This window comes from Streptomyces sp. MspMP-M5, assembly GCF_000373585.1.
GTDB lineage: Bacteria > Actinomycetota > Actinomycetes > Streptomycetales > Streptomycetaceae > Streptomyces.
This window is the reverse complement of the sequence record NZ_KB891903.1, coordinates 37,031-57,838: the sequence shown is the minus strand read 5'-3', so window position 1 is coordinate 57,838 and position 20,808 is coordinate 37,031. Positions and strand designations below refer to the sequence as shown.

Genomic DNA, 20,808 nt, shown 5'->3' with positions numbered 1-20,808 from the left:
GTCAGCCGCGCACTGCGGCGATGGCGTCGGCGAGGGCGGTGGGCACGTCGGGCACGCCGGTGTGCGTCCCTTCGCGGACGATCTGCCGGCCGGCCACGATGGTGTGCCGCACATCCGCCGCGGTGGCGGCGAATACGGCCGTCTCGGCGCCCAGCCGGGGCAGCGGTCCGGCGGTGCGTACGGAGTCCAGCCGGATCGTGGTGAGGTCGGCGAGGGCGCCCGGCGCGAGGGTGCCGGCGTCGTCCCAGCCGAGGGCGGCGTGCCCGTCGGCGGTGGCGGCGCGCAGCAGGGCGGCGGCCGTCCAGTGGCCCCGGGTGCGGGTGCGCAGCCGCTCGTTCAGCTCCATGGCGCGGGCCTCTTCGAGCAGGTCGACGACGGCGTGGCTGTCGCTGCCGAGGGAGAGCGGGCTGCCCTGCTCCTGGAGCGCCACGGCCGGGCCGATGCCGTCGGCGAGGTCCCGTTCGGTGGTCGGGCACATGCAGACGCCGGTGGTGCTGCCGCCGAGCAGGGCGATGTCCTGGTCGGTGAGGTGGGTGGCGTGCACGGCCGTGGTGCGCGGGCCCAGCACGCCGTGTTCGGCCAGCAGCTGGGTGGGGGTGCGGCCGTGGGCGGCCCGGCAGGCGTCGTTCTCGGCGGTCTGCTCGGAGAGGTGGACGTGCAGCGGCGCCTCCCGCCGCCGGGCCCAGTCGGCGACGGTGCCCAACTCCCCGGCGGGGACGGCGCGTACGGAGTGGACGGCGGCGCCGATCCGGGCGTGCTCGGAGCCCTTGAGGGCGTCGGCGCGCTCCGCCCAGGCGTCCGCGGTGCCGTCGGAGAAGCGCAGCTGGTGCCGGTTGGGCGGGTCGCCGAAGCCGGCGGAGAGGTAGGCGGTGTCGAGGAGGGTGATCCGGATGCCGGCGTCGGCGGCGGCCGCGAGCAGCGCCCGGCCCATCGCGTTGGGGTCGTCGTAGCGGGTGCCGCCGGGCGCGTGGTGGAGGTAGTGGAACTCCCCGACGCAGGTGATGCCGGCGAGCGCCATCTCGGCGTAGGCGGCGCGGGCGAGCGCGTAGTAGCTGTCCGGGGTGAGCCGTTCGGCGACGCCGTACATCACCTCGCGCCAGGTCCAGAAGGTCCCGCTGCCGACCTGGACGGTGCCGCGCAGCGCGCGGTGGAAGGCATGCGAATGGGCGTTGGCCAGGCCCGGGAGGGTCAGTCCGTACAGCGCCTCGGCGCCCGGCGGCGGTGCGGGCACCCCGGTGCGGACGGCCGTGATCCGCCCGTCCGCCACCTCCACGGCCACGCCTGGCTCGACGTGCGCGCCGAGCCAGGCGTGTTCGAGCCAGTAGGTCGTCGGTGTTGCCTGCGGCGTCAGCGGCACGCCAGCCCCTCCAGTACGTCGGCGAGTGCGGTGACCCCGGCGACGCAGTCGTCCTCGGTGGCCGCTTCGGCGGGCGAGTGCGAGACACCGGTGGGGTTGCGGACGAACAGCATGGCCGTGGGGACGGTTGCGGACAAAATACCCGCGTCGTGTCCGGCGCCGGTGCCCAGGACCGGTACGGGCCGGTCGCCCTTCTTGCCGAGGAGGGCGCCCAGTTCGTCCCGCAGGGCGTGCTGGAACTCCACGACGGGCGTGAAGGACTCGCGGACGACGTCCAGGTCGACGCCGTCGCGGGCGGCCCGCTCGGCGGCGGCCCGCTCGATCCCGGCGATCACGGTGTCCAGGGTGTCCTGGCCGGCCGCGCGGGCGTCCAGCCAGCCGCGGACGAGCGAGGGGATGGCGTTGACGCCGTTCGGTTCGACGCTGATCTTCCCGAAGGTGGCCAGGGCGCCGGCCAGCCGGGCCTGCTCGCGGGCGGCGAGCACGGTCGCGGCGTAGGAGAGCATCGGGTCGCGGCGGTCCTCCAGGCGGGTGGTGCCGGCGTGGTTGGCCTCGCCTCGGAAGTCGAACCGCCAGCGGCCGTGCGGCCAGATCGCGGAGGCGATGCCGACCGGGTCCCCGGACAGGTCGAGGGCGCGGCCCTGCTCGACGTGGAGTTCGACGAACGCGCCGATGGNGGCGAGCCGTTGCGGGTCGGGGCCGATCGCGTCGGGGTCGTGGCCGGCGCGCTCCATGGCCTGCGGGAGGGTGACGCCGTCGCCGTCCCGGAGGCGGTGCGCGGCCTCGGGGGTCAGCGCGCCGGCGGAGAGCCGGGAGCCGACGCAGGCGAGTCCGAAGCGGGCACCCTCCTCGTCGCCGAAGTTGACGATGGCCAGCGGCTTGGTGAACTGCGCTCCGCGGCCGCGGAGTTCGTCGAGCGCGGCGAAGGAGGAGACCACGCCGAGCGGGCCGTCGAAGGCGCCGCCGTCCGGGACGGAGTCCAGGTGCGAGCCGGTGACGACGGCCTCGCCGGGGGCCACGTCCTGGTAGGTGGCGGCGCCGAGCCAGGCCCACTGGTTGCCGTTGCGGTCGAGTTCGTAGGACAGGCCGCGGGCCTCGGCCTGGGCGCGGAACCACGCGCGGCAGTCGGTGTCCGCGCCGGTCCAGGCGAAGCGGCGGTAGCCCCCGGAGGAGGAGTCGCGGCCGAGCGGCCGCAGCTCCTCCCACATCTCGTGGAAGGAGCTCGGCACAGGGGGTGTCACGCGCGCTCGCCCTCGCCCTCGCGCATCGGGATGCGGACGCCGCGTTCGGCGGCCACTTCCTCCGCGCGCTCGTAGCCGGCGTCGACGTGCCGGATGACGCCCATGCCGGGGTCGTTGGTGAGCACCCGGCGGATCTTCTCGCCGGCCAGCGCGGTGCCGTCGGCGACCGTGACCTGCCCGGCGTGGATCGAGCGGCCCATGCCGACGCCGCCGCCGTGGTGCAGGGAGACCCAGGAGGCGCCGGAGGCGACGTTGACCATGGCGTTGAGCAGCGGCCAGTCGGCGATCGCGTCGGAGCCGTCCTTCATGGCCTCGGTCTCGCGGTAGGGGGAGGCGACGGAGCCGCAGTCGAGGTGGTCGCGCCCGATGGCCAGCGGCGCCTTCAGGGTGCCGTCGGCGACCATCTCGTTGAACCGCTCGCCGGCCTTGTCGCGTTCGCCGTAGCCGAGCCAGCAGATCCGGGCGGGCAGGCCCTGGAAGTGGACGCGCTCGCCGGCCAGCTTGATCCAGCGGGCCAGCGACTCGTTCTCGGGGAAGAGGTCGAGGATGGCGCGGTCGGTGGCCGCGATGTCGGCCGGGTCGCCGGAGAGCGCCGCCCAGCGGAACGGACCCTTGCCCTCGGCGAAGAGCGGCCGGATGTAGGCGGGGACGAAGCCGGGGAAGGCGAACGCCCGCTGGTATCCGGCCAGTTGGGCCTCGCCGCGGAGGGAGTTGCCGTAGTCGAAGACCTCGGCACCGGCGTCCAGGAAGCCGACCATGGCCTCGACGTGCCTGGCCATGGACTCGCGGGCACGCCGGGTGAAGTCGGCGGGCTTCTCGGCCGCGTAGGCCGCCATGTCGGCGAAGTCGATGCCGACGGGCAGGTAGGACAGCGGGTCGTGGGCGCTGGTCTGGTCGGTGACGATGTCGATCGGGGCGCCGTCGGCGAGCATCTGCGGCAGGAGTTCCGCGGCGTTGCCGAGGAGGCCGATGGAGAGCGGTTTGCGCTGGTCGCGGGCCTCGACGGCGAGCTGGAGGGCGTGCTGGAGGCTGTCCGCCCTCACGTCCAGGTAGCGGTGCTCGATGCGGCGCTCGATGGCGCGCGGGTCGCAGTCGATGCAGATCGCGACGCCGTCGTTCATGGTGACGGCGAGCGGCTGGGCGCCGCCCATGCCGCCGAGCCCGGCGGTGAGGGTGATGGTGCCGGCCAGCGATCCGCCGAACTTCTTGGCCGCGACCGCAGCGAAGGTCTCGTAGGTGCCCTGGAGGATGCCCTGGGTGCCGATGTAGATCCACGAGCCGGCGGTCATCTGGCCGTACATGGTGAGGCCGAGGGCCTCCAGGCGGCGGAACTCCTCCCAGTTGGCCCAGTCGCCGACGAGGTTGGAGTTGGCGATCAGGACGCGCGGGGCCCATTCGTGGGTCTGCATCACGCCGACCGGCCGGCCGGACTGGACGAGCATCGTCTCATCCTGCTTGAGCGTGGTCAGGGTGCGCACCATCGCGTCGAAGGAGCGCCAGTCGCGGGCGGCCTTGCCGGTGCCGCCGTAGACGACGAGCTGGTCCGGGTGCTCGGCCACCTCCGGGTCGAGGTTGTTCTGCAGCATGCGCAGCGCGGCTTCCTGCTGCCATCCCCGTGCACTCAGCTCCGTACCGCGCGGTGCCCGCACGGGTCGCGGTCCCGACATGGGCCGTGCCTCCCTGACTCGTGAATGGATTGACCTATTCACAGTCTGGCGCTCCTGAATACCGCTAGTCAACAGGGCGCGGCGGACGCTTTCCCCAGCCCGGATTTTTCGACTTGCCGGGCAGGAAAGTCGAGTGCTAGCTTTCCGAGTGGGAAAGTTGAACGGGCGCCGCCGGCGGACCCGTTCCTCCCGTCCGACACGGACAGTCCGACACGTCTAACGGGGAGGCGAAGGACATGACGACAACGATGGACGCCGAGCGGGCCTGGCAGGATCTCCAGCGCATCCGGGTCCCGCAGGAGCGGGTGTACGACGAGGTCGAGCGCTGCGCGCAGAGCGACCGGCGGTCGACGTATCTGACGGCCGGCATCATGTGGCTCTTCCTCGCCAGCTACGGCCTCAAGCTCCCACGCTGGGGCGAGATCCTGATCCTCGCCGCCTATATCGGCATCCTGACCGCCCTGGCGGTGGTCTACAGCCGACGGGCCCGGGTGCGGCTGCACCGCTCGCGGTACACCTGGCGCAGCTTCGCCACCTTCCTCGCGGGCGCGGTCCTCAGCGGCGGCACGATCCTCCTGACCGGCTTCCTGACCAGATGGCTGGCGCTGCCCTACGGCAGCCTGATCCAGGCCACCCTCTCCGCCGGCGCCTTCGTGCTCTTCGTCGGGCCCGCCAACCGCTGGGCGGTCAGCCCGCTCCGGAGCCGCGGGCTGGGCGAACGCCCCATGAGAACCGTCCATGAGGAGGTCCGCCCATGAGCACTCCCTCGGGCTTCGACGAACTGATCCACCCCTCCACGCGGCTGTCCGTCGTGGCCCTGCTCGCCGCCACGGAATGGGCCGACTTCCCGTTCATCCGCGACAGCCTCTCGCTCAGCGACTCCGCGCTCTCCAAGCAGCTCCACACGCTGGAGGAGGCCGGGTATCTGGAGATCCGCAAGGAGGGCGGCGGCCGCAAGCGGCGCACCAGGGTGCGGCTGACGGCCCGCGGCCGCACCGCCTTCGAAGGCCATGTCGCCGCGCTCCGCGCCATCGTCGAGGGCGCGGGCCCCACCGCCGCGGCCCACGCGACGCCCCAACAGCACGTGGAGGCCGGCCGATGACCACCACCGCACGTCCGGAGACCAGCACGATGACCACCACACCCACCGCCCCGGCCGGCGCCCCGCCGGTCGTCGAGACCCGCGGCCTGCGGATGTCGTACGGCAGCCGCGACGTCCTGCGCGGCGTCGACCTCGACATCCGGCGCGGCGAGATCTTCGCCCTGCTCGGGCCCAACGGCGCCGGGAAGACCACCACCGTCGAGATCTTGGAGGGCTTCCGGGAGCGCTCCGCCGGCGAGGTGCGCGTCCTCGGGACCGACCCGGCGCGCGCCGACGACGCCTGGCGCGGCCGGGTCGGACTGGTCCTGCAGTCCTGGCGGGACCACCGCCGCTGGCAGGTCGCCGAGCTGCTGACGCACTTCGCGACGTACTACGCCGACCCGCGCGACCCGGCCGAGCTGCTGGAGCTGGTCGGCCTCACCCAGCAGGCGCGGCAGCGGGTCGACCAGCTCTCCGGCGGCCAGCGCCGGCGGGTGGACGTCGCACTCGGCATCGTCGGCCGCCCCGAACTCCTCTTCCTGGACGAGCCCACCACCGGCTTCGACCCCGAGGCGCGCCGCGACTTCCACGACCTGGTCGAGCGCCTGGCCCGCGAGGAGGGCGTCACGATCCTGCTGACCACGCACGACCTGGCCGAGGCCGAGCGGCTGGCCGACCGGATAGCGATGCTGGTGGACGGCCGGATCCGGGCCTGCGGCACCCCGACCGAGCTCGCCCGGCGGGCCGCCGCGCAGGCCGAGGTCCGCTGGACGACGGCCGACGGCAGCCCGCGCCGCGAGCACACCGCGGACCCGTCCGGTCTGGTCTGGGAGCTCCACCGCGAGGCGGCCGGGCCGATCGCGGATCTGGAGGTGCGCCGGCCGACGCTGGAGGACACCTATCTGCACATGGTGCACCAGCGGGGCCAGGTCGACGACGAACAGCACACCGACTTCCCGGCCGGCAGCGCGACGGGGGAGGCAGCAGCATGAGGGGGACGGACATGACGACGGCGACCGACACCGGTCCGGGCACGACCACGGCGGCACAGGAGCACGGCACGGCGGGACGGGGCCACGGCCCGGCGGGCGGCGGCCGGAGCGGGGCCCGCTCCGGGCGGCTCCGCCCCTGGCAGGCGGGGATGCGGCGCGGCGGCATAGAAATCCGCCATCTGCTGCGCAACCGCAAGGAGTTGATGGGCTATGTCTCCAACATCGTGGTGGCGCTGGTGCTCGCCGGCTTCATCAGCGACGACGTGCCCGGCACCAAGATCCCGATGGCGCAGCTGACCCTCGCCGGCTTCTCCGCCTATCTGCTGTTCCAGATCGGCCTGCTCAACCTCCCGCAGGTCCTGGTGACCGAGCGGGAAGAGGGCACTCTGCTGCGGCTGCGGGCCACCCCCGGCGGCATACCGGCATATCTGATCGCCAAGTCGCTGCTGATCGTGGTCATGGCGCTGGCCACCCTGGTGGTCCTGCTGGGCGCCGCCGCCGCACTGGTGAACGGCCCGCTGCCGCACAGTCCGGCCGGCTGGCTGACGCTGCTGTGGGTCACCGCCCTCGGTCTGCTCGCCGTCGTCCCGCTGGGCGCGGCGATCGGCGCGGTGCTCCCCAACCCGCGCGAGGCCCTGGCGATGATCATGCTGCCCTCGATGGCGCTGCTGATCACGTCGGGTGCGATGTTCCCGATATCCAAGATGCCGGTGGTGGTCCAGAACATCGCCTCGGTCTTCCCGCTCCGGTGGATGGCGCAGGGCCTGCGCGCGGCCCTGCTGCCGGACGCCGCCCGCGCCGCGGAACCGAGCGGCTCCTGGCAGCTGCCGACGGTCGCCCTCGTCCTGGTCGCCTGGGCCGTCCTGGGCTTCCTCCTGGCCGTCCCGCTCCTGCGCCGCGCCGCCCGCCGCGAGTCCGGCTCCCGCCTGACCGCCCGCCAGCACAAGGCCCAACTCAGCGGGGCGACGGGGGCGTAGGGGCGACGCGGGCGGGGACCGGGATGGGTGCGGGTCGGCTCGGCGCCTGCGGGGGCCCGGGGCCGTCGCCCGGGGCCGTGGTCATGCGCGTTGCGCGGTCCCGCCGTATGGGGCCTGGGCGGCCCGGGGTCCGCGTAGTCCGGCGGGCGCCGGCCCTGTCGCCGCCCCCGGCGCCTGCCGAGCTGACGCCGGTCCTGGCCAGCCCGATCCGCCTCGCTGCCCCGAAGCGGTGAGCGGGCCGAAGCGGTGAGCGGGCCGAACGCGTTCGCGGCGAGCCGGGGCCTTTCACGGCGAACCCGGGGCCGGTCGCCACGAGGCCAGGGCCGTTCACGGCGAAGCCGGGCCGGTCGCCGCGAGGCCGAGCCGGTCGCCGCGAGGCCCCCGGCGAGCGGCGGCACAGAATCCGCACAACATGCGCACTGGATAGCCGCTGACCTCCCGCTTCGTCCGTGGCGCGAGGCCCCCGCCGGATGATGGAGTTGAGCCATGACCTTCACGGACCGAGACCGTGCCGTTCAGGCCGCCCTCGCCCAGGGGCTGATCGGCTCCCGGCAGCCGGTTGCCGGGCTGCTGGACATCGCCGGCATCCGCCGCTCGGCAGCCGAACTCCGCACCGCCTTCGAGGAGTTCACCGCCCCGGGCACCCAGGTGCTGCACGCGTTCGCGGTGAAGGCCGCCTCGCTGGTGCCCGTGCTGCGGCTGCTGGCACAGGAGGGCATCGGCTGCGAGGTCGCCAGCCCCGGTGAGCTGGCACTGGCCCGGGCCGCCGCCGTCCCGGCCCGGCACACCGTCCTGGACTCCCCCGCCAAGACCCTCCCCGAGCTCCGCGAGGCACTGGCCCTGGGCATCGCCGTCAACGTCGACAACCACGAGGAACTCTCCCGTATCGACCGGATGATGGCCTCGGCCCCGTCCACCGCGCCGATCGGACTGCGGGTCAACCCGCAGATCGGCGGCGGCAGCATCGGCGCGATGAGCACCGCCACCGACACCTCCAAGTTCGGGATCCCGCTGCGCGACCCGGGCGCCCGCGAGTGGGTCGTCCGGGCCTGCCTCGACCGCCCGTGGCTGAGTCGGCTGCACGCCCACGTCGGCTCCCAGGGCATGCCGCTGGAGCGGATGGCGGAGGGCGTCCGGGCGCTCTACGACCTCGCCGAGGAGATCAACGAGCAGGCCGGCGGCCGCCGGATCATCACCCTCGACATCGGCGGCGGCCTGCCCGTCAACTTCTCCTCGGACACCGTCACCCCCACCTACCGGGAGTACGCCGCGGTGCTCCGCTCGGCGGTCCCCGGGCTGTTCTCCGGGCGGTACGGGCTGGTCACCGAGTTCGGGCGGTCACTGCTGGCCAAGCACGGCATGGTCCTGGCCCGCGTCGAGTACGCGAAGTGGGCCGGCGGCCGGCCGATCGCCCTCACCCACGCCGGGGCACAGGTCGCCACCCGTACGGTCTTCGCGCCCGCGTCCTGGCCGATCCGGGTGGCGGCGTACGACGCCGTCGGCCGCCCGAAGAGCGGGGCGCCGGTTCCGCAGGACATCGCCGGCCCGTGCTGCTTCGCCGGCGACCTGGTGGCCGAGAACCGCCCGCTGCCCCTTCTGGAGTCCGGCGACCACGTCGCCCTCCTGGACACCGGTGCGTACTACTTCTCCACCCACTTCGCCTACAACTCCCTCCCCCGACCCGGCGTTTACGGCTACGCCCCGGGCCCCGACGGCACGTTCGCCTTCGCGACCGTCCGCACCCCGCAGACCCTGGAGGAACTCACCGCGGAAAGCGGCGCCGAGCACGCCAACGCCCTGCGAACGCTGGCCCTGGGCTGACCGGCGACGCCCCGCCCCGCCGTCGCACCCCGCCGGTGCGCCGCCGACCACTCGCCGAGGGCCGCAGCCCTCCCGGCCCCGCCGAAAGCGGGCCTGGAAGCGAGCCCGAAAGCGGGCCCGAACAACACCGGAGAGGGGCCGGTCCGCCCCGGGACCGGAGCCGTCAGCCCGACAGCCCGACAACTGTAGGACGCCGTCAGGGAACCGTACGAAGCGACCAGCGCGAGCGGCCTGAACGAGACCGGAAGCGCGCCTGATCAGGCCCCGAGACGCCCGTCAGGCCCGAGACCGCCCCGCCCCGGATGCCCCCACCCCGAGGCGCCGCCGCCCCCGAGCCCCGTCCTCACTCCACGAACAGCCCCCGTTCCGCTGCCTTGGTGTCGAATTCCTCCAGGCGGGACTGGGCGTCGGGGAGGTCGTCGCACATCGCTTCCAGGAGGACGCGACCCAGGAGCATCGGGGCGCAGGCAGTGTCGAAGGCCAGGCCGGTGCCGACCGGCGCCGGGAGGAGCAGGTCGGTGTGGTGGGCGACCGGGGCGAAGGCGCTGTCGGCGACGGTGACGACGGTGAGCCCGGCGGTGCGGGCATAGGCGAGGGCGTCGATGACCTCGCGGGGGTGGCGGGGCAGGGCGAAGCAGAGGAGGGCGGAAGCCCCGGCGCGGACCGCGGCGTCGATGCGGTCGGTGAGCATGGTGCCGCCCTCGTCGAGCAGCCGGACGTCGGGGTGCACCTTCCGGGCGAAGTACGCGAAACCGGCGGCCTGGGCGGTGGCGGCGCGCAGGCCGAGCACCGGGAGTGGGCGGGAGGCGGCGAGCAGCCGGCCGGCCTCGGTGACCGGCCCGGGGTCGGCGAGGGCCTCCGCGAGGTGCCGGAGGTTGTCGATCTCCGCCTGGACGGCCTGCTGGTACTCGTTGTGCGCGCCGGGGCCGCCGGGCTTCCCTGCGGGCGCGACGTCCCGCAGGTGGCGGCGGAGCGCCGGGTAGCCGTCGAAGCCGAGCGCGACGGCGAAGCGGGTGACGGACGGCTGGCTGACACCGGCCAGTTCGGCCAGTTCGACGCTGGAGAGGAACGGCGCGTCGGCGGCCCGCCGCACCATGCAGTGGGCGATCCGGCGCTGAGTGGGCGTCAGCCGGTGCCCTTCGAACAGCCGCTGAAGACGGGCCGCGGTCCCGGCCCCGGACCCCGTACCGGCCCCGGTACCCATGGCTCCGGTGGCCGTGGCCCCACCGCCGGTTCCACCACCGCCACCGCCACCGCCGACACCGGCGCCGCCCACCCCCGCACGCCCCGCCGCGATCGCGCCGCTGCCCTCGTCGCTGCGGACGCCGTTGTCCCCGTCCCCGCTCATCGCCTCTTCTTCCCGGCCCGGTACGGGGCCTTGACGTCGGTGCACCGACTGTACGGAATTCCTCGGTGGCGGCGGTTCCGGACCGCGCCGTGGAGACCGCCCCGCCCCGCCCCCGCGACCAGGCGAATCCCCACCCACCTATTGACCTTCCATTCATCGGCCCTGATTCTGCATGGATTCATGCATACGGATTCATGCACACAGTACGGCGGAAGAGGCGGCGCCCATGGCAGGCATGGCAGGCATGATCGAGCAGCACTCGATCGATGTCGTCCCCGACGACGCACGGCACGGCAGTCCGGTCAGCCAGTTCACCCTCTGGCTCGGCGCCAACCTCCAGATCACCGCCGTCGTCACCGGCGCACTGGCCGTGGTCTTCGGCGCCCACGCCTTCTGGGCCGCGATCGGCCTGCTGCTGGGCAACCTTGCGGGCGGGGCGGTGATGGCCCTGCACTCCGCACAGGGGCCGCGGCTCGGACTGCCGCAGATGATCACCTCGCGGGCGCAGTTCGGGGTGCGCGGGGCGGTGGTGCCGCTGGCGCTGGTCGTCGTGATGTACATCGGCTTCTTCGCCAGCGGCAGCGTGCTGGCCGGGCAGGCGGTGGGCGAGCTGACGCACCTGGGCGGCACGGCCGGGATCGTGCTGTTCGCCGCGGTCACCGCGCTCGCCGCGGCCGTCGGCTACCGCCTCATCCATCTGCTCGGCAAGGTCGCCGGCCTGGTCTGCGCGCTGGCCTTCGTCTACCTCGGCATCCGGCTGCTGCAGCGCGCCGACCTCGCCGCGCTGCTGCACGACCGCGGCTTCGGACTGCCGGTCTTCCTGCTCGCGGTCTCGCTCTCGGCCTCCTGGCAGCTGGCGTTCGGCCCGTACGTGGCGGACTACTCCCGCTATCTGCCGCGGCACACCTCGACCCGGGCGACCTTCTGGTGGACGCTGGGCGGCTCGGTGCTGGGTGCGCAGTGGTCGATGACCTTCGGGGCGCTGGCGGCCGCCGCGGCGCCGGGCGCGTTCGTCGGCCACGAGGTGGGCTATGTCGTCGGACTGGGCGGCACCGGGCTGATCGCCTCGTTCCTCTACTTCGTCATCGCCCTCGGCAAGCTCACCATCAACATCCTCAACACCTACGGCGGCTTCATGTCGCTGGTCACCAGCGTCAGCGGCTTCCGCGGGGCGGGGACGCGTCCGGCCGAAGGCGGGGGACGGACCCTCTCCGCGCGCGGCCGGTCCGCGTACATCGCCGGGATCATGGTGGCCGGCACCGCCGTCGCCCTGCTGGGCAAGGACTCCTTCCTCACCTCCTTCAAGGACTTCCTGCTCTTCCTGCTGACGTTCTTCACGCCCTGGTCGGCGATCAACCTCGTCGACTACTACCTGGTCTCCAAGGAGCGCTACGACCTGCCGGCGCTCAGCGACCCGGCCGGCCGGTACGGCGCCTGGAACGTCCGTACGCTGACCGTCTACGCCGTCGGCGTGCTCGCCCAGATCCCGTTCCTGGCCACGGCGTTCTACACCGGACCGCTGGTCGCCCCGCTCGGCGGCGCCGACGTCTCCTGGCTGATCGGGCTGGCGGTGCCCGCCGTCCTCTACTGGCTCACTGCCCGCCGCGATCCCGCAGACCCGGCGGAATCGGCAGACCCGGCAGACCCGGCGGAACCGGCACCGCGGTCCGGGGAGGGCCGGGCACCGGCCGGATCGGGGGGCTAGCCCTACCGCGCCGGCGCCGGCCCCGCCGTACGCTCGGCGCCATGGCGACATACGACCCTGAGCTGAAGAAGGAACTCGATGCCACCCTCCAGACCCGCAGGGAGCTGGGGCCGGAGTACGAGTCGGAGTTGGTGGAGTCCTTCCTGGAGAAGCTCGACAAGGACGTCGACCGGCGGGTGCGCCGACAACTGGCCGAGCAGCAGATGCAGGTGGCACGCGGCACGCTGCCGCCGCGCCGGGCGGGCGGCGGCACCGAGTTCTGGCAGCGGTTCGCGATCGCCGTGGTCTCGCTGGTGCTGGCCGTCCCGCTGTCCGCGATCGCCGTGGCCAACGCCGGGCTGGTCGGCCTGGTGGTGTGTTGGGGCGGCGTCGTCGGGGTCAACGCCATGCACAGCCTGGGGCTCCAGCGGCTGCTGACGAACCGGTCCGCGTCGCGGCCCGCGGAGGACTGGGACTAGGGCGCTTCCGACTTCCGACAGGTCAGGGCGCCGCCCACGGCCACGGTCCCGAAGCCCGCCGGAAGGACCGGAAAAAGATGATCGCGGGGACCGCCGCACCCCGGCCGGAGCCGGGGGCGGGACGACGGCGGTCCCCGCACGAGACGCGCGCCGGGTCAGGGCCGGTGTCGCATCCTGGCGATCATGGAGGTCCGGGAGCCGCTCCGGAGGTCCGTATCGCCTGCACACCAATGTGCCGGGAAAGTGTTAAGCCCGTGCTGCGCGCACGTGACACATACGTACATCTTGCGGCGACGAGCCGTTTCCTGACGGACACTTGACACCGCTGGCACCGCTGGCACCGCTGACACCGCGCCGGGCGCCGCACCCGGACGACGACGGCCGTTTCCCGGCCCCCGCCGCGGGCGCGGCGCCCGACGCGGCGCCGGCTACTTCCCGGCCCCGTGCGCCAGGTACGCCAGCAGGTCCTGACGGCTCACCACGCCCTTGGGCTTGCCCTCGACGAGCACGATCGCCGCGTCCGCGCCCTCCAGCACCGCCATCAGGTCGGCGACCGGCTCGCCCGAGCCGACCTGCGGCAGCGGCGGGCACATGTGCTTCTCCAGCGGGTCGGACAGCGAGGCGCGCTGGGTGAACAGCGCGTCCAGCAGCTCCCGTTCGACGACCGAGCCGACGACCTCGGCGGCCATCACGTCGGGGTGCCCGGCGCCCGGCTTGACGATCGGCATCTGCGAGACGCCGTACTCGCGCAGCACCTCGATCGCCTCGCCGACGGTCTCCTCCGGGTGCATGTGGACGAGCGAGGGCAGCGCGCCGCCCTCCTTGTACTGGAGGACCTCGCCGACCCGGGCGGCGGTGCCGCCCTCCTCCAGGAAGCCGTAGTCGGCCATCCACTCGTCGTTGAAGATCTTCGAGAGGTAGCCGCGGCCGCTGTCCGGGAGCAGGATGACCATCACGTCGTCCGGCCCGAGCCGCTCGGCGACCCGCAGACCGGCCACCACGGCCATCCCGCAGGAGCCGCCGACCAGCAGCCCCTCCTCCTTGGCCAGCCGCCGGGTCATCTGGAAGGCGTCCTTGTCGGAGACCGCCACGATCTCGTCGGCGACCGTGCGGTCGTAGGCGGTCGGCCAGAAGTCCTCGCCGACGCCCTCGATGAGGTACGGCCGGCCGGAGCCGCCGCTGTAGACGGAGCCCTCCGGGTCGGCGCCGACGACCTTGACCCGGCCCTCACTGGCGTCCTTCAGATAGCGGCCGGTGCCGCTGATGGTGCCGCCGGTGCCGACGCCGGCCACGAAGTGGGTGATCCGCCCGTCGGTCTGCGCCCACAGCTCCGGCCCGGTGGTCTCGTAGTGCGAGCGCGGGTTGTTGGGGTTGCTGTACTGGTCGGGCTTCCAGGCACCGGGCGTCTCGCGCACCAGCCGGTCGGAGACGTTGTAGTACGAGTCGGGGTGCTCGGGGTCCACCGCGGTCGGGCAGACCACCACCTCCGCGCCGTACGCCCGCAGCACATTGATCTTGTCCGTCGACACCTTGTCGGGGCAGACGAAGATGCACTTGTAGCCCTTCTGCTGGGCCACGATCGCCAGCCCCACGCCGGTGTTGCCGGAGGTGGGCTCCACGATGGTGCCGCCCGGCTGCAACTCGCCCGACTCCTCGGCGGCCTCGATCATCCGCACCGCGATCCGGTCCTTGACCGATCCGCCGGGGTTGAAGTACTCGACCTTCACCAGGACGGTCGCCTGGATCCCTTGAGTGACGTTGTTGAGCCGCACGAGCGGGGTGTTGCCGACGAGCTCAATCATCGATTCGTAAAACTGCACGGTGGTCTCCGCGGTCGGGGGCACGCTCTCCTGCGCCCGTGCAGCCAGCCTATTGCCCTGCCGGACCGGGCACCCGCGCGTGCGTTCGCAGGACTCCGTCGGGAGGCCGGTGCGTTGCGCGACGGCCCGGAACGGGCACCTACCCGGTGAAGGAGTTCTTGACCCGCACGAGCGCGTCCGGCCCCCGGGCCGCGGCGCGCCCGCGCTGCACGGGGAGGTGCCGGCCGATGGCGACGACGGTGACGACGGGGTCCAGGGCGCGCGTGGCACGGCGGATCGCGACCGCGGCCGCGTTCGGCGGCGGCGGGATCGGGCTGCTGGGCGTGGCCGGGGTGGGGCTGCTGCTGACCGAGGTCCGGCTGGCCCGCCGCACGGTCGGCGGCTCCAGCGACATCCCGCCCTGCGCCGACGGCCGCTACGGCGCCGCCTTCGGCCACCGCACCGACCGGCCCCCGCTGCGGCTGGGCTTCCTCGGCGACTCCACCGCCGCCGGCCAGGGCGTCCACCGCCCCTCCCAGACGCCCGGCGCGCTGCTCGCCTCCGGCCTGGCCGCGCTCGCCGAACTCCCCGTCGACCTGCGCAACGTGGCGCTGCCCGGCGCCCGCTCCGACGACCTGCCGCGTCAGGTCGAACTGCTGCTGGGGGAGGGCGAGACCCCCGACCTGTGCGTCATCATGATCGGCGCCAATGACGTCACCCGCCGGCTGCCGCCCGCGGAATCGGTGCGGCACCTGTCCGAGGCGGTACGGGTGCTGCGCGCGGCGGGCTGCGAGGTGATCGTCGGCACCTGCCCCGACCTGGGCACCATCGAGCCCGTCTACCAGCCGCTGCGCTGGGTGGCCCGCCGGCTCTCCCGGCAGCTGGCGGCCGCGCAGACCATCGGCGTGGTGGAGAACGGCGGCCGGACGGTGTCGCTGGGCGCGCTGCTCGGCCCGGAGTTCGAGGCACGGCCGCGGGAGCTGTTCGGTCCGGACAACTACCACCCGTCGGCGGAGGGGTACGCCACCGCCGCGATGGCGGTGTTCCCGACGCTGTGCGCGGCGCTGGGGCTGTGGCCCGAGGAGGAGCGGCCGGAGCCGGCCCGGCGCGAGGGGCTGCTCCCCGTCGAGCAGGCCGCGGCCCGGGCCGCCTCCGAGGGCGGCACGGAGGTCGCCGCCTCCCGCGCCCCGTGGGCTCTGCTCAAGCACCGCCGCCGGCGCCAGCTGCCGGCCCCGGAGGAGACCCCGGCGAACCGGCCGTCGGTCACGGGCTAGGACGCACTCCAGGGACGCGCCGCCGACGCAGCCCGGCCGCGTACTCCAGGGGCGCGCGGACGCCTCCCGCATGCCCCTGCGGGAATACCCGCCCCGCCCCTTCCGTTGCCGCCATAAGCGCTCGCTTAGAAAAGAGGCCCGCATCACAGCGCGCACCCCGTGACCTTCGCACTACGTGCAGGTAACTTCCCAGACGGTCCGCCCTGTTCCGCCGCCCACCGCCCGGCCACCGCCGCGCGACGGACCGCCGGGACGCAGCACCCACACACCTCTTGGAGCCGTGATGCCCGAAGCCGTGATCGTCTCAGCCGCCCGCTCCCCGATCGGCCGCGCCTTCAAGGGCTCCCTCAAGGACCTGCGCCCCGACGACCTCACCGCGACGATCATCCAGGCCGCCCTGGCCAAGGTTCCCGAGCTGGACCCGGCCGAGATCGACGACCTGATGCTCGGCTGCGGTCTGCCCGGCGGCGAGCAGGGCCACAACCTCGGCCGCATCGTGGCCGTCCAGATGGGGATGGACCACCTCCCGGGTTGCACCGTCACCCGCTACTGCTCCTCCTCTCTCCAGACGAGCCGGATGGCGCTGCACGCCATCAAGGCCGGCGAGGGCGACGTCTTCATCTCGGCCGGCGTCGAGACGGTCTCGCGCAGCGTCAAGGGCACCTCCGACGGCCTGCCGGAGACCCACAATCCGCTCTTCGCGGACGCCGAGGCGCGCACCGCGGCCCGCGCCGAGCAGGCGGGCGCCGACTGGCACGACCCGCGCGAGGACGGCCTGCTGCCGGACGCGTACATCGCGATGGGCCAGACCGCGGAGAACCTCGCCCGCCTCAAGGGCATCACCCGCCAGGACATGGACGAGTTCGGCGTCCGGTCCCAGAACCTCGCCGAGCAGGCGATCAAGAACGGCTTCTGGGAGCGGGAGATCACCCCGGTCACGCTGCCCGACGGCACGGTCGTCGCCAAGGACGACGGTCCGCGCGCCGGCGTCACCCTGGAGGGCGTGCAGGGGCTGAAGCCGGTGTTCCGCCCCGACGGCCTGGTCACCGCGGGCAACTGCTGCCCGCTCAACGACGGCGCCGCGGCGCTCGTGATCATGTCCGACACCAAGGCCCGCGAGCTGGGCCTGACCCCGCTGGCCCGGATCGTCGCCACCGGCGTCTCCGGCCTCTCCCCCGAGATCATGGGGTACGGCCCGGTGGAGGCCAGCAAGCAGGCCCTCAAGCGCGCGGGGCTGTCGGTCTCCGACATCGACCTGGTCGAGATCAACGAGGCGTTCGCCGCCCAGGTGATCCCCTCCTACCGCGACCTGGGCATCGACCTGGACCGGCTGAACGTCAACGGCGGCGCGATCGCCGTCGGCCACCCCTTCGGCATGACCGGCGCCCGGATCACCACCACCCTGATCAACTCCCTCCAGTGGCACGACAAGCAGTTCGGCCTGGAGACCATGTGCGTGGGCGGCGGCCAGGGCATGGCGATGGTCATCGAGCGGCTGAGCTGAGCTGTAGCGGAGGGTGGGGGCCGGGCGCGAGGAACGAGGGCCCGGCACCCGCCCGCAGCGGAAGCGAAGCTCAGCGCGACCACAGGCACGAGCGGCTGAGCTGAGCTGTAGCGGAGGGTGAGGGCGGCCGCGCGTCTCTGCGGCCGCCCCCGGGCCGGCGGCTCGCAGGCGCGCCCGGAGGGTGCGTGGGGGACAAAACGGGGCAACTCCCGTTCCCCGCGCACCCTTCGCTGCCGTCCGGGCACCGAACGCGACGGCGCGTGACCTGGGCCACTCGGTGACAAGATCGCGACCCAATCGCTCCCAGGATTGTGACCAACATCCCGGGGAAGCAGCGTTCTTGCAGCTCAACGCGGGGCCACCCCACCCCAGGAGGCCCCGGGTGCACCCCATTTCAGGACATACCCCCCTGCGAACGGTCGCCGACGTCGGTCACGCTGTTGTAGGAAGTCGGAGAACAATCTGCTAACGGGAGTACGCCGGTGATCGGTCCGCGACAGGGTGTGCGTATGCCCGGAAGTGAGCGAACCACCGAGAGGTGCGCGCCTCGCGTCCGCGAGGCCGAGCGAAGCGAGGTTTCGGCATGACTGTCACCACCCTCGTCCTGCTGCTGACCGCGGCGGTCGCCGTGGTGCTGGGCGCCGTCGCCCTGTGCACCGCCCGTGCGCTGCGCCGCCAGATCACCGCACTGCACGACGAGCTCGTCGCCGCCCGCGCCGACGCCACGGCCCGCGCCGAGGCCACGCAGGCGGCCGCCGCGACGGTCCCCGCCGCCCGCGGGGTCCCGGCCGCCGAGGCGACCCCGCTCGCGGACATACGCGCCGCCGTCGCGGAAGCACTCGCGGAGGAGCGGGAGCGGGAGCTGGCCGAGGCGCGCGCCTTCTGGGCCGCGCAGGAGGCCCGGGACTCCCTGAACGGCGCGGACGCCCCGTCGCTCTCCGGCCCGCTGGCCGGCCTGGGCGACGACGGCCCGCTCGACGGCCGCGAGGGGCGGCGGGAGCCCGCCGAGCGGCTGGAGCTGGACCGGTTCGACCGGTTCGACAGCCAGCCGTTCGTGCCGCGCCAGGCGGACCTGGCCGGGCTGGAGTCGCTCCTGGGGCCGGAGGCCCTGGAGCCGCTGCCCGCGCTGGAGTCGGTGGAGGCACTGGAGTCCGTCGAGGCACTGGAGGCACTGGACGCGCCGGAGTTCGAGCCGGCGGAGCCCAACGAGCCCGCCGAGTCCGCCGAGCTGGCCGCCGCCCGCCGGCGCCACCCCTCGCACCCGGACTTCTCCCCCGCCCCGGCCGTCGCCGACCACGAGCGCACCGTGGCGCGCCTGGCGGAGCTGGCCCGCGAGGCCACCCCGCTGTCCGACGTCCGCCCGGGCCCGCTGGGCACCCTCGACGTGTACGTCTTCGCCGACGGCACCACGCTCTGCCTGACGCCGGGGCACCGGGAGACCGCCAAGAGCCTGGCCGGCGCACTGCGCGACGGGTACGCGCCGGTGCTGCTGGGCGGCTCGGGCATCTCCGGCGCCTACTCGTTGACGTTCTCCTGGGGCGAGGCCCGCGACGAGAGCGTCTACATCCTCGCCGACCGGGTCATCGCCTCGCTCTGAGCCGCCTCCCGGACCCGGCGCACGGCCTCCGCCAGTTGCCCGGCGGGGGCCGCATTCGCGTCAGCTTCCGCGCCGGCCGCACCGCCCGCCGTCCCGCCCGCGGCGGCGGACCGCAGCGCCTCGACGAGATCGTGGCCGGCCACCGCGAGCTGGTCGCCGACCGCGAAGATGCCGGCGTTCGGGAGTTCCCGGGGCGGCTCCCCGGGCCGTTCGATCAGCTGTGCGCGGGCCGCCAACTCCCGTGCCAGTGCCAGCCCTTCGGCCGCGGCACCGCGGCGCAGGGCGCTCTGCGGCAGGGCCCTGAGGCGGTCGGCGAGCGCGTCCACGGCGGTCTGCAAAGGCGTCACGTCAAGCACGGCGTGAGCCTAAGCGCAACACTCGGGTGGTTGCCAACGGCGGAAGCCTCAGGCACGGTGAGCGGAAGAACGGAAGAACCAGCATCGACCGCGTCCGGAGGCGCCGATGTCCTTGTCCTTCTCGGAAGAAACCCACCGGAACCTTCTCTCCCGCATCCCGCACTGCACCGGCCGGGACATCTCCGACTGGCTCCGCACCGTCGACGAGGGCCCCGCCCTCGTCCGCTTCGACGAAAAGGTCAGCTGGCTGCGCGGCGCGCACAACCTCTCCTACGGCCACGCCAAGGCGATCGTGCACGAACACGGTCTCCGGCGCGCCGCCCGCAAGTTCTGACCCGGACCCCGAAGGAGTCCCGCGCACGCGCGAGGGGCCCGCGGGCGGTCGCCCACGGGCCCCTCGTCAGCTGTGCGGGGTGTCGCTCGTGCGTCAGTCGCGCAGGATCGAGATCAGCCGCAGCATCTCCCAGTAGATCCACACCAGGGTCGTGGTCAGGCCGAAGGCGGCCAGCCAGGACTCCTCGCGCGGCGCGCCGTAGGCCACGCCGTCCTCGACCTGCTTGAAGTCCATGGCGAGGAAGAGCGCGCCGAGCACCACGCCCACGATGCCGAAGACGATGCCCAGCCCGCCGCTGCGGAAGCCGAGGCCGTCACCGCCGCCGAACACCATGAACAGCAGGTTCACCAGCGACAGCAGGACGAAGCCCAGCGCCGCGATCATCACGAAGCGGGTGAAGCGTTCGGTGACCCGCACGATCCGGGTCTTGTAGGCGACGAGCATGGCGACGAACACCGCCATCGTGCCCAGCACCGCCTGCATGGGGGCGCCGTTCATCTTCGGCAGGTCGTTGATGAAGCCGCTGAGCGCGCCGAGGAAGACGCCCTCCAGCGCGGCGTAGCCCAGGATCAGCGCCGGGACCGGCTTACGCTTGAAGGACTGGACGAAGCCGAGCACCGTCGCGGCCAGGCCGGCGCCGAGGGCGAAGGCGAGGTGGCCGGTCAGGAACAGCCAGCCGACGGTGGCGCCGGCGATGACCGTACCGAGCGTCAGGCCCGTGCGCGTGACGACGTCGTCCATCGTCATGGGCCGGGTCTGCGGGGTGTACTGCGGTGCGTACTGCGGCGTCTCGGTGGCGTACGGGTTGGTTCCGGCGTACGGGTTCGCTCCGGCGTAGGCGGCTGCGGGGCCCCCGGCCTGCGGCGGCGCATTGAAGTCCGCATAGCCGGCACCGCGGCTGAACCCCCGTCGCGAGAAGACCGGGTTGCTGCTCCTCATCTCACTCCTCCATGGCCGCCCTGCGCGGCCTTGACGGCAAGCGTAATGGCTTGGCAAAGACGCGTCTCTCGTCCTTGGGCAGGATCTTCCCCCGCTCCGGGGCGGACACGTCCTCTGGAAGGAGGACGTTCGGGGGAGTGCGGAGGTGCCCGGTGGACGACCCGGGAGCCGGATCGCGCCGAGTTCGTCACATCTGCCGCTGTGTCATGTGCCACTCCGCGGGCCGGCCCGCGGGCGGTGCGGGCCGCCAGTTAGTCCGGACAAAATCCGGGTAATCGATCTTTTCCCGCCGCCGTCGAACGGGCATTTCCCCACCCCGTCAACTCCGGCACCCCGGGGTCACCGGCATGATCCGAAT

18 protein-coding genes are annotated in these 20,808 nt (G+C 73.4%); 11 read left to right on the top strand and 7 right to left on the bottom strand.

The window, feature by feature from the left end; all coding sequences use genetic code 11:
- Position 1: 1 nt before the first annotated feature.
- The 3 genes from B073_RS0123745 to hutU all read right to left on the bottom strand — a co-directional run bounded on the left by B073_RS0123745 (position 2) and on the right by hutU (position 4,265).
- Complete coding sequence (locus B073_RS0123745; protein ID WP_018540577.1) at positions 2-1,357, bottom strand: formimidoylglutamate deiminase; 1,356 nt, start codon at positions 1,355-1,357, stop codon at positions 2-4.
- Positions 1,348-2,586, bottom strand: coding sequence for an allantoate amidohydrolase (locus tag B073_RS0123740; RefSeq protein WP_018540576.1), 1,239 nt, complete (start codon positions 2,584-2,586; stop codon positions 1,348-1,350). Before B073_RS0123740 ends, B073_RS0123745 begins: the two co-directional genes overlap by 10 nt.
- Positions 2,587-2,594: 8 nt before the next feature.
- On the bottom strand, positions 2,595-4,265 hold the full coding sequence (gene hutU, locus B073_RS0123735) for a urocanate hydratase (protein WP_026247668.1): 1,671 nt from the start codon (positions 4,263-4,265) through the stop codon (positions 2,595-2,597).
- Between the two features lie 236 nt (positions 4,266-4,501).
- Here hutU and B073_RS0123730 point away from each other — a divergent pair, with 236 nt between their 5' ends.
- The 5 genes from B073_RS0123730 (at position 4,502) to B073_RS0123710 (ending at position 9,136) form a co-directional block, all read left to right on the top strand.
- Positions 4,502-5,023, top strand: coding sequence for a hypothetical protein (locus B073_RS0123730; protein ID WP_051094158.1), 522 nt, complete (start codon positions 4,502-4,504; stop codon positions 5,021-5,023).
- On the top strand, positions 5,020-5,367 hold the full coding sequence (locus B073_RS0123725) for a transcriptional regulator (protein WP_018540573.1): 348 nt from the start codon (positions 5,020-5,022) through the stop codon (positions 5,365-5,367). The genes B073_RS0123730 and B073_RS0123725 overlap by 4 nt, the downstream gene beginning before the upstream one ends.
- Positions 5,364-6,338, top strand: a complete 975-nt coding sequence (locus tag B073_RS0123720; RefSeq protein ID WP_018540572.1) for an ATP-binding cassette domain-containing protein — start codon at positions 5,364-5,366, stop codon at positions 6,336-6,338. Before B073_RS0123725 ends, B073_RS0123720 begins: the two co-directional genes overlap by 4 nt.
- Before the next feature lie 11 nt (positions 6,339-6,349).
- The gene (locus B073_RS0123715) at positions 6,350-7,315 is read left to right on the top strand and encodes an ABC transporter permease (protein WP_018540571.1); all 966 of its coding nucleotides are present in this window, start codon (positions 6,350-6,352) and stop codon (positions 7,313-7,315) included.
- Positions 7,316-7,801: 486 nt separating this feature from the next.
- The gene (locus B073_RS0123710; protein WP_018540570.1) at positions 7,802-9,136 is read left to right on the top strand and encodes a diaminopimelate decarboxylase; all 1,335 of its coding nucleotides are present in this window, start codon (positions 7,802-7,804) and stop codon (positions 9,134-9,136) included.
- A 343-nt stretch (positions 9,137-9,479) separates the two neighbouring features.
- Here the strand turns inward: B073_RS0123710 and B073_RS0123705 are convergent, their stop codons facing one another.
- A complete protein-coding gene (locus B073_RS0123705; protein ID WP_018540569.1) occupies positions 9,480-10,484 on the bottom strand; it encodes a transcriptional regulator in 1,005 nt (334 codons plus the stop codon).
- A 235-nt stretch (positions 10,485-10,719) separates the two neighbouring features.
- On the opposite strand from B073_RS0123705, the gene B073_RS0123700 reads away from it, so the two are divergent.
- Together B073_RS0123700 and B073_RS0123695 are read left to right on the top strand one after the other, a co-directional pair.
- On the top strand, positions 10,720-12,189 hold the full coding sequence (locus B073_RS0123700; protein ID WP_026247666.1) for a purine-cytosine permease family protein: 1,470 nt from the start codon (positions 10,720-10,722) through the stop codon (positions 12,187-12,189).
- Positions 12,190-12,230: 41 nt separating this feature from the next.
- Positions 12,231-12,647, top strand: coding sequence for a hypothetical protein (locus B073_RS0123695; RefSeq protein ID WP_018540567.1), 417 nt, complete (start codon positions 12,231-12,233; stop codon positions 12,645-12,647).
- Positions 12,648-13,075: 428 nt separating this feature from the next.
- Here B073_RS0123695 and B073_RS0123690 read toward each other — a convergent pair whose 3' ends face one another.
- Positions 13,076-14,467: a cystathionine beta-synthase gene (locus tag B073_RS0123690; protein ID WP_026247665.1), complete on the bottom strand. Its 1,392-nt coding sequence runs from the start codon at positions 14,465-14,467 to the stop codon at positions 13,076-13,078.
- Positions 14,468-14,694: 227 nt separating this feature from the next.
- Here B073_RS0123690 and B073_RS0123680 point away from each other — a divergent pair, with 227 nt between their 5' ends.
- The 3 genes from B073_RS0123680 to B073_RS0123670 all read left to right on the top strand — a co-directional run bounded on the left by B073_RS0123680 (position 14,695) and on the right by B073_RS0123670 (position 18,821).
- The gene (locus B073_RS0123680; RefSeq protein ID WP_078508143.1) at positions 14,695-15,720 is read left to right on the top strand and encodes an SGNH/GDSL hydrolase family protein; all 1,026 of its coding nucleotides are present in this window, start codon (positions 14,695-14,697) and stop codon (positions 15,718-15,720) included.
- Between the two features lie 283 nt (positions 15,721-16,003).
- The gene (locus tag B073_RS0123675) at positions 16,004-17,224 is read left to right on the top strand and encodes an acetyl-CoA C-acetyltransferase (RefSeq protein ID WP_018540563.1); all 1,221 of its coding nucleotides are present in this window, start codon (positions 16,004-16,006) and stop codon (positions 17,222-17,224) included.
- Between the two features lie 583 nt (positions 17,225-17,807).
- Positions 17,808-18,821 carry a hypothetical protein gene (locus B073_RS0123670; RefSeq protein WP_018540562.1) on the top strand — a complete coding sequence of 338 codons (1,014 nt, stop codon included), beginning with the start codon at positions 17,808-17,810 and terminating at the stop codon, positions 18,819-18,821.
- Here the strand turns inward: B073_RS0123670 and B073_RS0123665 are convergent.
- Positions 18,785-19,177 carry a hypothetical protein gene (locus B073_RS0123665; RefSeq protein WP_026247663.1) on the bottom strand — a complete coding sequence of 131 codons (393 nt, stop codon included), beginning with the start codon at positions 19,175-19,177 and terminating at the stop codon, positions 18,785-18,787. The two genes, B073_RS0123670 and B073_RS0123665, sit on opposite strands and share 37 nt — an antisense overlap.
- A gap of 106 nt (positions 19,178-19,283) precedes the next feature.
- On the opposite strand from B073_RS0123665, the gene B073_RS0123660 reads away from it, so the two are divergent.
- Positions 19,284-19,511 carry a DUF4287 domain-containing protein gene (locus tag B073_RS0123660; protein ID WP_018540560.1) on the top strand — a complete coding sequence of 76 codons (228 nt, stop codon included), beginning with the start codon at positions 19,284-19,286 and terminating at the stop codon, positions 19,509-19,511.
- 93 nt (positions 19,512-19,604) lie between these two features.
- Here B073_RS0123660 and B073_RS0123655 read toward each other — a convergent pair whose 3' ends face one another.
- Complete coding sequence (locus tag B073_RS0123655) at positions 19,605-20,450, bottom strand: Bax inhibitor-1/YccA family membrane protein (protein ID WP_018540559.1); 846 nt, start codon at positions 20,448-20,450, stop codon at positions 19,605-19,607.
- Between the last annotated feature and the right edge of the window lie 358 nt (positions 20,451-20,808).

Bases quoted from the DNA above. Each gene is read 5' to 3' on its own strand.
- hutU (WP_026247668.1), bottom strand. From the start codon at position 4,265: ATGTCGGGACCGCGACCCGTGCGGGCACCGCGCGGTACGGAGCTGAGT.
- B073_RS0123730 (WP_051094158.1), top strand. From the start codon at position 4,502: ATGACGACAACGATGGACGCCGAGCGGGCCTGGCAGGATCTCCAGCGC.
- B073_RS0123725 (WP_018540573.1), top strand. From the start codon at position 5,020: ATGAGCACTCCCTCGGGCTTCGACGAACTGATCCACCCCTCCACGCGG.
- B073_RS0123720 (WP_018540572.1), top strand. From the start codon at position 5,364: ATGACCACCACCGCACGTCCGGAGACCAGCACGATGACCACCACACCC.
- B073_RS0123715 (WP_018540571.1), top strand. From the start codon at position 6,350: ATGACGACGGCGACCGACACCGGTCCGGGCACGACCACGGCGGCACAG.
- B073_RS0123710 (WP_018540570.1), top strand. From the start codon at position 7,802: ATGACCTTCACGGACCGAGACCGTGCCGTTCAGGCCGCCCTCGCCCAG.
- B073_RS0123705 (WP_018540569.1), bottom strand. From the start codon at position 10,484: ATGAGCGGGGACGGGGACAACGGCGTCCGCAGCGACGAGGGCAGCGGC.
- B073_RS0123700 (WP_026247666.1), top strand. From the start codon at position 10,720: ATGGCAGGCATGATCGAGCAGCACTCGATCGATGTCGTCCCCGACGAC.
- B073_RS0123695 (WP_018540567.1), top strand. From the start codon at position 12,231: ATGGCGACATACGACCCTGAGCTGAAGAAGGAACTCGATGCCACCCTC.
- B073_RS0123680 (WP_078508143.1), top strand. From the start codon at position 14,695: ATGGCGACGACGGTGACGACGGGGTCCAGGGCGCGCGTGGCACGGCGG.
- B073_RS0123675 (WP_018540563.1), top strand. From the start codon at position 16,004: ATGCCCGAAGCCGTGATCGTCTCAGCCGCCCGCTCCCCGATCGGCCGC.
- B073_RS0123670 (WP_018540562.1), top strand. From the start codon at position 17,808: ATGACTGTCACCACCCTCGTCCTGCTGCTGACCGCGGCGGTCGCCGTG.
- B073_RS0123660 (WP_018540560.1), top strand. From the start codon at position 19,284: ATGTCCTTGTCCTTCTCGGAAGAAACCCACCGGAACCTTCTCTCCCGC.
- B073_RS0123655 (WP_018540559.1), bottom strand. From the start codon at position 20,450: ATGAGGAGCAGCAACCCGGTCTTCTCGCGACGGGGGTTCAGCCGCGGT.